General features: G+C 66.1%; 10 protein-coding genes. 9 read left to right on the forward strand and 1 reads right to left on the reverse strand.

Annotation, left to right across the window (positions count from 1 at the left end; all coding sequences use genetic code 11):
- The 8 genes from pgk to AC1DRP_RS30650 form a co-directional block, all read left to right on the forward strand.
- Positions 1-394: phosphoglycerate kinase (gene pgk, locus AC1DRP_RS30615; RefSeq protein ID WP_476770454.1), on the forward strand; the 394-nt coding region annotated here is incomplete at its 5' end.
- Between the two features lie 407 nt (positions 395-801).
- Entirely contained in the window at positions 802-1,881 is a 1,080-nt protein-coding gene (gene fba / locus AC1DRP_RS30620; protein WP_441488201.1) for a class II fructose-bisphosphate aldolase, read from the forward strand.
- A 269-nt stretch (positions 1,882-2,150) separates the two neighbouring features.
- On the forward strand, positions 2,151-3,305 hold the full coding sequence (locus AC1DRP_RS30625; protein ID WP_476770455.1) for a benzoate/H(+) symporter BenE family transporter: 1,155 nt from the start codon (positions 2,151-2,153) through the stop codon (positions 3,303-3,305).
- A gap of 2 nt (positions 3,306-3,307) precedes the next feature.
- Entirely contained in the window at positions 3,308-3,955 is a 648-nt protein-coding gene (locus tag AC1DRP_RS30630; protein WP_476770456.1) for a thiamine phosphate synthase, read from the forward strand.
- Positions 3,952-4,887, forward strand: coding sequence for a tetratricopeptide repeat protein (locus AC1DRP_RS30635; protein WP_476770457.1), 936 nt, complete (start codon positions 3,952-3,954; stop codon positions 4,885-4,887). Before AC1DRP_RS30630 ends, AC1DRP_RS30635 begins: the two co-directional genes overlap by 4 nt.
- Positions 4,888-4,958: 71 nt before the next feature.
- Positions 4,959-5,747: an inositol monophosphatase family protein gene (locus tag AC1DRP_RS30640; RefSeq protein ID WP_476770458.1), complete on the forward strand. Its 789-nt coding sequence runs from the start codon at positions 4,959-4,961 to the stop codon at positions 5,745-5,747.
- A gap of 214 nt (positions 5,748-5,961) precedes the next feature.
- The gene (locus tag AC1DRP_RS30645) at positions 5,962-6,954 is read left to right on the forward strand and encodes a flagellar motor protein MotA (RefSeq protein WP_441488349.1); all 993 of its coding nucleotides are present in this window, start codon (positions 5,962-5,964) and stop codon (positions 6,952-6,954) included.
- A 57-nt stretch (positions 6,955-7,011) separates the two neighbouring features.
- Positions 7,012-8,028, forward strand: a complete 1,017-nt coding sequence (locus tag AC1DRP_RS30650; RefSeq protein ID WP_113513290.1) for a peptidoglycan -binding protein — start codon at positions 7,012-7,014, stop codon at positions 8,026-8,028.
- A gap of 93 nt (positions 8,029-8,121) precedes the next feature.
- On the opposite strand, the gene AC1DRP_RS30655 is transcribed toward AC1DRP_RS30650, so the two are convergent.
- Positions 8,122-8,784: a GNAT family N-acetyltransferase gene (locus AC1DRP_RS30655; RefSeq protein ID WP_476770460.1), complete on the reverse strand. Its 663-nt coding sequence runs from the start codon at positions 8,782-8,784 to the stop codon at positions 8,122-8,124.
- 82 nt (positions 8,785-8,866) lie between these two features.
- Between AC1DRP_RS30655 and pdxR the strand changes: the two genes are divergently transcribed.
- Positions 8,867-10,315, forward strand: a complete 1,449-nt coding sequence (gene pdxR / locus AC1DRP_RS30660) for a MocR-like pyridoxine biosynthesis transcription factor PdxR (protein WP_476770459.1) — start codon at positions 8,867-8,869, stop codon at positions 10,313-10,315.
- Positions 10,316-10,488: the final 173 nt, after the last annotated feature.

Genomic DNA, 10,488 nt, shown 5'->3' on the forward strand with positions numbered 1-10,488 from the left:
GGTCGCCCGTGAGTTCAAGGCCAATCCCGGACACCGCGTCGTGCCGATCACCGAGGTCGCTGCCGACGAGATGATTCTCGATGCTGGCCCGCTCAGCGTCGCCGAGGTCGTGCTCAAGCTCGACACCGTCAGGACGCTGGTGTGGAACGGCCCCTTCGGCGCCTTCGAGCTGCATCCTTTCGACACGGCGACGGTCACAGTCGCCAAGGCTGCGGCCGAGCGCGTCAAGGCCGGCCGGCTCGTGGCCGTCGCCGGCGGCGGCGACACCGTCGCAGCAATGAACCATGCTGGCGTCGCCGACGACCTGTCCTATGTCTCGACGGCGGGCGGTGCCTTCCTCGAGTGGATGGAAGGCAAGGCCCTGCCGGGCGTCGAGGCGCTGCGGACGCGGTAAGCCGCAACGCCTTCATCTTCCTGTTCCACGTCCGCACAGCAGGTCTGGCAGGGCTCCAATCGAACAATCGACGTGCCTGCCGACTTCGTCGGCTGGCCGGGGCCGCGCTGGTTGCCGATCGGCATCACCGGCCTTCTGGCTGCGGGCCCGGTGACTGAACCTCAGTCATCCTTGGACATATGCTCGGCTAAGCGCTCCCCGGAAGAGCTCGTCCAAAAGCAGGGACATGACCCTGCAGGCCTGGTCACGATGGCCGAGACCATACCGGCGACTTTGCCGAGCAGGCGCGCCTCATTGGAGCGCGCGGCCACGAACTGCATTCACGCTGCGGCCGCTTTCGCTTTGCCATGACGGGTCATCCGCACTAAATCCTCCCCGAACGCTCTAAGCCCAAAGGGAGGACCATCGTGGCCCGCATCACGCTTCGCCAACTGCTCGACCATGCCGCCGAGAACGATTACGGCGTGCCCGCCTTCAACATCAACAACATGGAACAGGCACTGGCGATCATGGCCGCAGCGGACGCGACCGATGCGCCCGTCATCATCCAGGCCTCGCGCGGCGCCCGCTCCTACGCCAACGACATCATGCTCAAGCACATGATGGACGCCGTCACCGAGATCTACCCGCATATCCCAGTCTGCGTTCACCTCGACCACGGCAACGAGCCGGCGACCTGCATGACCGCGATCCAGGCCGGCTTCACCTCGGTGATGATGGACGGCTCGCTCAAGGCCGACGGCAAGACCCCGGGGGACTGGGACTACAATGTCGGTGTGACCAAGACGGTGACCGAGATGGCTCATCTCGGCGGCATCTCGGTCGAGGGCGAGCTCGGTGTGCTCGGCTCACTGGAAAGCGGCGAAGGCGAGAAGGAGGACGGCCATGGCTTCGAGGGCAAGCTCTCCCACGACCAGCTCCTGACCAATCCAGAGGAGGCCGTGAAATTCGTCGCCGAGACCAAGGTCGATGCGCTCGCCATCGCCATGGGCACCTCGCACGGCGCCTACAAGTTCACGCGCAAGCCCGACGGCGCGATCCTCGCCATGCATGTCATCGAGGAGATCCACAAGAAGCTGCCGAACATGCATCTCGTGATGCACGGCTCCTCCTCCGTGCCGCAGGACCTGCAGGACATCATCAACCAGTATGGCGGCAAGATGCCCCAGACCTGGGGCGTACCGGTCGAGGAGATCCAGCGCGGCATCAAGCACGGCGTGCGCAAGATCAACATCGACACCGACAATCGCATGGCCATGACTGGCCAGATCCGGAAGATCCTCTCCGAGCATCCCGGCGAATTCGACCCGCGCAAATATCTGAAGCCCGCCATGGAGGCAATGACCAAGCTCTGCACGCTGCGCCTGCAGGAGTTCAACACCGCCGGACAGGCCTCGAAGATCAAGCGCGTCGCCACCACCGCCGAGATGGCCAAGCGTTACGCCAAGGGCGAGCTCGACCCGACCTTTGCGGGCAGGGCCGCGTAAGTCACACCGCTCGGACGGACGGACGGACGGATCGGCGCGGCGCGGCGCAGAGTCGCGACCCAGGCCTGAACCCACCGAACAGAAACGCCCGGCCTTTCGCCGGGCGTTTCACTTTGAAAAGGGAGCCGTGGCAGCTCYGCGACAGGCGCCGCGGACATGAGCCGGTTTCGTCCCTGCCCTTCCGGGCGCCGTGCTTTTCTGGTTCAAGGAAAGGCCCGTCTGGCCGCGCACTCCCTGCGCGGCTTACCTTACTGCCGCGGTAGTGCCCGATGTCGATCGTCTTTTCCGCGCTGGTCGCGGTCTTTGTCGGCTTTGCCGCCTCCGTCGCGGTCGTGCTTGCCGCGGCGCAAGCCATTGGGGCGACACAGGCACAGACGGTGTCCTGGATCGTCGGGCTCGCCATCGCCAAGGGGCTCGCCAGCATCTGGCTGTCCTGGCGCCATCGGATGCCGATCATTTGCGCCTGGTCGACACCCGGCGCCGCTCTGATCGCGGCCGCAAGCGGCTTTGATCTCGCAGCCGCGATCGGCGGTTTCCTCGCCGCTGCGGCGCTGATGATGCTGACCGCCACTTTCCGGCCGCTCGGCGCGCTGATCGAGCGGATTCCGATGACCATCGCCTCGGCCATGCTCGCCGGCGTCATCTTCCGCTTTGTCGTCGCCGTCTTCGACGAGATGAAGCTGCAACCCGCCCTTGTCCTGACGCTGCTCGCCGTCTTCCTGGTCGCGCGCCTGATCAACCCGTTTCTTGGCGTCATCGCCGCGCTCGCTGCCGGCCTGGCGCTGAGCTTTGGAACCGGCCTCGCAACCCTGCCCGGCGGCGACATGGCGCTGACCGAACTCGTCCTGACCTGGCCGCGCTTTGACCTGACCGCGATCATCGGCATCGGCATCCCGCTCTATCTCGTCACCATGGCCGCGCAGAACCTGCCGGGCTTCGCCGTGCTGCGCGCCGCCGGCTATCATCCGCCGACTTCGCCCAGTCTGTTCGTCACCGGGCTGATGTCCTTCATCACGGCGCCGACCGGCGCGCATATGGTCAATCTCGCAGCGATCAGCGCCTCGATCTGCACGGGCGCCGACACTCATCCCGACCCCAAGCAACGCTGGAAGGCCGGCATCGCCTACGGCCTGTTCTGGCTATGCATCGCCGCGACAGCCGGTCTGCTGCTCGCGCTCATCATCGCCATGCCCAAGGCACTGATCGTCGCGGTCGCGGGACTCGGCCTCATCGGCTCGCTGACAGGCGCGCTCGGCCAGTCCATGGCCAAGGATTCCGAGCGCTTCGCCGCCGTCATCACCTTCGCCGTTGCGGCGTCCAGCCTCTCGCTTTTCGGCGTCGGTTCCGCCTTCTGGAGTCTGGTCGCCGGGCTTGCGGTCTTGACATTGGACGCTCTCGCAGGCCGTTTGCGCGCAAGATCATGACCATGACAACCTCACAGACCCGCCTCATGCTCGTCACTCCGCCCGTCGCGGATGCCGAGGCCATGTCATTCCGCCTGATGCAGGCCTTCGCCGGCGGCGACGTCGCCGCCGTGCTGCTCCGCCTCACCGAGGGCGACGACCGCAGCCGGATCGAGCGCGTCAAGCGCATCGCCGGGCCCGTTCAGTCGAACAGCGTTGCGCTTGTCGTCGAAGGTTCCGCGCTGATTGCGACACGCRGTGGCGCCGATGGCGTGCACCTGGTCGACGGCCCGGAGGCGATCCGCGAGGCGCGCTCCAGCCTGCGCGATGAGCGCATCATCGGCGCCGGCGGCCTGCGCGCCCGGCACGACGCCATGGATGTCGGCGAGGCAGGCGTCGACTACGTGATGTTCGGCGAACCGCGGCCTGACGRCTCGATGCCGCCTTTGCCGGCCGTCGTCGAGCGCGCCACCTGGTGGGCGGAGATCTTCGAGACGCCATGCGTCGCCTATGCGCCCGACGCGGCATCCGTGCCGGCACTTGTCGAAACCGGCGCCGAATTCATCGCGCTCGGCGAATGGGCCTTTGGCGAAGATCAGGACATCCGCGCCCTTGTCGAGGCCGCCAATGCGGCGATTGCCGCCTGCGCAACCCGGAAGGCCGGCCGGTGAGACGCCTTCGGCGCAACCTGCTGCTCGTCGGGCTGGCGCTCGCGCCGGCCGGGCTTGCGTCGGCCGCCGATATCGACCTCGCCTATGGCGCCCTTCAGGCTGGCCATTATCGCAGGGCTCAGGAAGAGGCGCTAAAGCGCGTCGAGGCTGATAACACTGACGCTGCTGCCATGACACTGCTCGGCGAAATCTATCGCCAGGGTCTCGGCGTCCCGGAAAACACCACGGCCGCCACCGAATGGTATGAGCGCGCAGCCGACCGTGGCGACATCAACGCCGTCTATGCGCTCGCCATCGCATTGCTCGACCAGCGCAGCAGCAAGCGCGACCCCGCCAAGGCCGGCCAGCTGCTGGAACGTGCCGCCGCAGCCGGGCATCCGGCCGCCAACTACAACCTGGCCCTGGCGCTGCTCGCGACAGGCAAGGAGGCCGACGACAAGCGGGCTATTGCCTCTCTCGAAATCGCCGCGAAAGCCGATATCGGCGATGCCGAACACGCGCTGGGCACGCTTTACAATCAGGGCCGCGGCGTGCCGCAGGACAATGCGAAGGCCGCCGAATGGATGGCGAAGGCGGCACAGAGCGGCAATGTCGCGGGCGAGATCGAATATGCGATCATGCTGTTCAATGGCGAGGGCGTCGCCACCGACGAAACAGCTGCCGCCAGGCTCTTCCTGCGCGCCGCCTACAAGGGCAATGCGATAGCGCAGAACCGCATCGCCCGTCTCTATCTGGCTGGCCGCGGCATCGCTCCCGACAGTGCCGAGGCCGCTGCCTGGCATCTCGCCGCCAGGGCCCAGGGCCTCGACGATCCCATGCTCGACCAGTTGCTTGATCGCATGACACCTGAGCAGATGAACCGGATCGCACGCGTCGCCGCCGACCGGATCGAGGGCACGGCCTTGACTACGCCGAGCCAGCCGAGCAAGTGACGGCAGAATTTCCAGGCCGGAGCGATGGCGCTGCCGGCCTTCTCGCGTTCAAGGCGCGCATGAGGTTTTAGATGATCCGCTCTCCCCTGATGACCGTGATGACCGACGCCGTGATGAAGGCGTCCCGTTCGCTGAAGCGCGACTTCGGAGAAATCGAGAACCTGCAGGTGCTCGCCAAGGGCCCGGGTGATTTCGTCTCGAAGGCCGACCACAAGGCCGAGAGCATCCTGCGCGAATCGCTGGAGAAGGCCAGGCCAGGCTACGGCTTCGTCATGGAGGAGAGCGGCGTCGTCCACGGCACCGACGAGAGCAACCGCTGGCATATCGACCCGCTCGACGGCACCCATAACTTCCTGCGCGGCATTCCGCATTGGAACATCTCGGTGGCGCTGGAGCGCGACAACCAGTTCGTCGCGGGCATCGTCTATGATGCAGCCAAGGACGAGCTCTTCATCGCCGAGAAGGGCAAGGGCGCCTATGTCAACAACCGCCGGATGCGCGTTTCCGGCCGCCGTGAGCCGACCGACATGCTGATCGGCATGGGCGTGCCGCATATCGGCAAGGGCGGCCACCCGCTCTTTCTGCGCGAGCTCGGCGCCGTCATGACGCGCTTTGCCAATGTCCGCCGCCTGGGCTCCGCTGCGCTCGACATCGCCTATGTCGCGGCCGGCCGGATGGACGCTTACTGGGAACGCGGCCTCAACACCTGGGATTTCGCGGCGGGCGCCGTGATGATCCGCGAGGCTGGCGGTACCTTCGGCACCCTCGATGGCAAGCAGCCGACCAGCGCCAAGGATATCATCTGCGGCAACGAAGTCGGTGAACAAGCGCTTCGCGCCGCGCTCAAGACGGCTGGCTGACATACAGCTTTGATCTTTCACGCTTGATCATGGCGCAGCGGGAGGCGACAGTCTGCCTCCAGCGTTGCGGCCGTGGACAGGGGTGACCGGATTCGGGTCCACCCCGCTGACGGCCGGATGGTTGATGAGAGACGCCGGCTCGGGATCACCCGGGAGTGGCAGGCTCCAGGCGAACGGAAGACGAGGCATGGACAGAGAGGTCCCAGCGGCCGAGATGGGCACGGTCGCGACGACACGGGAAACCACCCGCTTTTCGCGGCCGCTGCGCTACGCGATCCGCGCAATCCTGTTCCTTGCCCTGATCGGATTCCTGGGCTTCATCCTCCAGGGCGGCCTCGTCACGGCCTTCATGACCAATCCCGGTCTCAACGGGCTCATCCTCGGCGCGCTCCTGGTCGGAGCGCTGATCGCACTGCGTGAGCTCTGGCGCGTCAACAGCGAAGCGGCCGCTGCGACCCGCCTCGCCGCAGCGCCCGGGCTCGCCGATGTCGAGCGCGGCCAGGTCATTGCCCCGCTCGGTCCCGTGCTGCCGGCCCTCGACGCCGGGACCCTCGCCCCCACTCAAGCGGCCTCCGTACTCGAATCGATTGCGGTCAGGCTCGACGACGGTCGTGAGGTCCTGCGCTATCTCGCAGGCCTGCTTGTCTTCCTCGGCCTGCTCGGCACCTTCTGGGGCCTCCTCGAAACCGTGAGCTCGGTCGGAAACGTCATCAAGAGCCTGCGCACCGGCGCTGAAGCCGGCGTGCTCTTCGACGAACTCAAGGCCGGCCTCGCCGCACCGCTTGCCGGCATGGGCCTCTCCTTTTCGTCTTCGCTCTTCGGCATCGCGGGCTCGCTGATCCTCGGCTTCCTGGAACTGCAGGTCGGCCAGGCACAGCGCCGCTTCCGCAACGAACTCGAGAGCTGGCTCGGCTCGCGCAGCCGGGAGGCGGCCTCGGCCGTCGCGGCCCCCGGCTTCGCCCCCGAGATCGGCCGCAATCTCGGCGACAAGCTCGACCGGCTCAGTGCAGCGCTGGCCGACGGCCCCAATAACCGCGCCGCCACTCAGGCCATCTCGAACCTTGCCGAAGGCGTGCAGGGGCTGGTCCAGCATATGCGCGCCGAACAGCAGCTGATCCGCGATTGGGTCGAGGCGCAGGCTGCGCGCGAGAAGGATCTGAAGCGCCTGATCGAGCGGCTGACCGCAAACGGCGTCTCCGAGCCATGATCCGCTCGTCGGGCTCATTGACGAAGGCGTACGCGAAGCCGAAGGAGGCCTGAAGCCATGGCTTTGTCTCGCACCTACCGCCGTGAGCAGCTGAATTTCTGGCCCGGCTTCGTCGATGCCCTCTCGACGATGCTGATCGGCATTGTCTTCCTGCTCTCGGTCTTCGTGCTCGGTCAGTTCTTCCTGTCGCAGGAATTGACCGGCAAGGACACCGCGCTGGAACGGCTGAATCGCCAGATATCAGAGCTGTCCGACCTGCTTGCGCTGGAGCGCGTCTCCAACCGGCAGGCCCAGGAGAACCTGCTCCTGATGCAATCGACCCTGACGCGCGAACAGAGCGAGCGCGGCCGCTTGCAGGGTGCGCTCGAAGCGCAGGCGACGAACGGACCAGCCCAGCTTGCCGACACCCAGAAAGCGCTCGACGCGGAGAAGCAGCTCTCGGCGAGAGCCCAGGCGACGGTCGAGCAGGTCAACATGCAGATCCAGGCCATGCGCCGGCAACTCGCTGCGCTCGAGCAGGCCATCGAGGCTTCCGAAGCCAAGGACAAGGAATCGCAGGCCCGTATTGCCGATCTCGGCTCGCGCCTGAATGTCGCCCTCGCCCAGCGCGTGCAGGAACTGGCGCGCTATCGTTCCGACTTCTTCGGCCGTCTCAGGCAGGTGCTCGGTGCACGTCCCGACATCCGCGTCGTCGGGGACCGTTTCGTCTTCCAGTCAGAGGTGTTCTTCGATGCCGGCCAAGCCGTGCTGAAGCCTGAAGGAAAGGCCGAACTCGACAAGCTCGCAACCATCCTGACCGATCTCGGCCATGAGATGCCACCCGATATCCCGTGGATCCTGCGCGTCGACGGCCACACCGACGCACGCCCGATCCGCTCCGCACAGTTCCCGTCCAACTGGAGCCTGTCGACGGCGCGTGCGGTCGCGGTTGTCGAGTATCTGATCACACGCGGCCTCCCCGCCGATCGCATCGCTGCAACCGGGTTCGGCGAGTTCCAACCCCTCGATCTCGCCAGCAACGACGAAGCCTATCGCCGCAATCGCAGGATCGAGTTCAAGATCACGGAGCGGTAGGGGAAAGCCGCTCCTGCGGCCTCCCCACCCCGTATCGCGCCCATCCAGCCAAACGCCTTGACCGGAAGGGCATGCGAGACGCTGGCGCCAATCCTAAAATGCCAGCTTCGAACGCTGCTGGCCGGTCTCGTCGAAATTATCCGGGCTGAGCCAGGCCTCGTAGCCGGCCTTCAGGCGCGGCCAGTCGCCATCGACCATCGCGAACCAGGCCGTATCGCGGTTTCGCCCCTTGGTGACCATGTGCTGGCGGAACACGCCCTCCGGCGTGAAGCCGAAGCGCTGCGCGGCGCGCTTCGAGGGCTCGTTGAGGTTATTGCACTTCCACTCGAAACGGCGATAGCCGAGCGTGTCGAAGGCATGGCTGGCAAAGAGATAGAGCGCCTCGGTCGCGACGCGACCGCGAGCGATCGCGGGTCCCCACAGAATGTTGCCGATCTCAATCACACCATGTGCAGGCTCGATCCGCATCAGCGCCTGGCGTCCCTCGGCCCGACCGGTCCTCTTGTCGATCACGGCAAAGAACAGCGGATCGGGCGAGGCTGACGCCTTCTCGAGCCAGGGATCGAAGGCTGCCAGATCGGCCGGCGCCTCCTCGAACAGATAGCGGAAGCGGTCCTCCGCGCCTGGTTGCTGGGCTGAGGCGAAGAGATCCTTACCGTGCCGCGCAGCCTCCAGCGGCTCGAGCCGAGTGTATCGCCCATCCAGCGCTACGCGTTCCGGACGCGGCACGCCCTTCCAATGTGAGAGATCCATGATGCGTTCCTGATGTCGAACCGGGCTGAAGACCGGAACCGGCGACAGTTGTCGGGATTGCCGGTAGGACATAAACTGCCAGTTCATGGATTTTCATCAGACCACTTTGGACGTCGCGACAACACCTCCGCATCCGGTGTGGTCTCCGCTCGATCGGGCCGCGGGCGATCTAGAAGGACAGGTCTACCGCGCGGTACGGGACCGCATCCTGCAGGGCCAATTGCTTGCAGGTCAGCGCCTGCCGTCGACGCGCGTTTTGGCCAACGCTCTTGGTGTCGCCCGCTCGACGGTCGTCCTGGCCTATGACCGGCTCAAAGCGGAAGGATATCTTGAGGCCGCGTCCGGATCGGCCAGTCGCGTTGCCCCCGTTGCGAAGCTGCCCTCCCCGGGACCGGATCGCGCCGAGCCGACCACTCCATGGCCGAGCGCCGAACCGCCCGCCCAGAAACTCTTCGAGCCCGGCATCCCGGACCTGGCCGGTTTTCCGCACGCAACCTGGGCGCGATGCCTGGGCGCCCGAGCCCGCTCGCTGCGGATTCACGATCTCGGCTACGGCGACGCCGGTGGCATCCGCGAGTTGCAGGAAGCGATCATCGCTCATGTCGCCGACCGGCGCGGGGTTGTCGCGCGGCCTGAGCAGGTCCTCGTCCTTCCCTCGACCAGGGCGGCGATCGGCCTGCTCGCGTCCATCCGGCTCCAACCCGCCGCAAGCGATGCCAGCATCGCCTGGATGGAAGAGCCAGGATACCCGGCGGCACGGGCCTTGCTGCAGGCGGCCGGAGCACGCATCGTCCCGGTCCCCTGCGACAGTGCAGGGATCGATGTCAGCAAGGCCTCCGGCCCGCCGGCGCGGCTGATCTATGTCACGCCCTCGCATCAATACCCCACTGGCGCAACGATGAGCCTGCAACGCCGACTGGCCTTGCTGGAGGTCGCGCAAGCCAGCGGAGCTCTGATCATCGAGGACGATTACGACAGCGAATTCCAGTACGCATCCCGCTCGATCGCGGCGCTGCAGGGCATCGATCGGAACAATGTCGTCGCCTATCTCGGCACGTTCTCGAAGGTTCTGGCACCGGGGGTAAGGGTCGCCTATGCGATCGTTCCACCCTGGCTGCTGGAAGACGCCCATGTCGGCCTGCAACTCCGAGGCGCGGTTGTACCGATCCATGTTCAGGCGGCGCTTGCCGATTTCATCCGAGAGGGGCGGCTGCGCGCCTATATTCGCAAGATGAACGCTGCCTATGCCGCGCGCATGGCCATGAGTATGGCGGCCCTGAGCCATCATTGCGGTCAGGTTCTGCACCTCGGCGGCGGTACAGGTGGCCTCCAGCTGGCCGCATGGTTCAAGGATCAGCGTGCCGATGATCGCGCCACGGCTCACCATCTCAGCCAGCACGGCTATGCGATGCAGCCCATGTCGCGCTTCCATCTTGGTCCGCCCCGGACCGGGCTCGTCTTCGGCATCTCGCGCGTGACCGCCGACACGGTCGAGGAGGTTGTGGCGAAACTCGGTCGGTTGCTCCCGGCGTAACCGCGAGACCGTTCAGGCGGCGGCGCGCCKGATGACATCGGGCCCCGAACCGTGGCTCGCCTGCCTGTCGTGATAGAAGGCGATGAACTCCTTGGCGGGGAGCGGTTTTGCAAAGAACCAGCCTTGGGCAAAATGCACGCCGTGATCGAGCAGGTAATCGAACTGCTCCCGGG

The sequence above is a fragment of the Allobosea sp. 01N443 genome (assembly GCF_056399325.1).

What these genes read in the sequence shown, in the direction of transcription:
- pdxR (WP_476770459.1), top strand. Translation starts at nt 8,867, where the DNA reads ATGGATTTTCATCAGACCACTTTGGACGTCGCGACAACACCTCCGCAT.
- AC1DRP_RS30645 (WP_441488349.1), top strand. Translation starts at nt 5,962, where the DNA reads ATGGGCACGGTCGCGACGACACGGGAAACCACCCGCTTTTCGCGGCCG.
- AC1DRP_RS30650 (WP_113513290.1), top strand. Translation starts at nt 7,012, where the DNA reads ATGGCTTTGTCTCGCACCTACCGCCGTGAGCAGCTGAATTTCTGGCCC.
- AC1DRP_RS30625 (WP_476770455.1), top strand. Translation starts at nt 2,151, where the DNA reads ATGTCGATCGTCTTTTCCGCGCTGGTCGCGGTCTTTGTCGGCTTTGCC.
- AC1DRP_RS30640 (WP_476770458.1), top strand. Translation starts at nt 4,959, where the DNA reads ATGATCCGCTCTCCCCTGATGACCGTGATGACCGACGCCGTGATGAAG.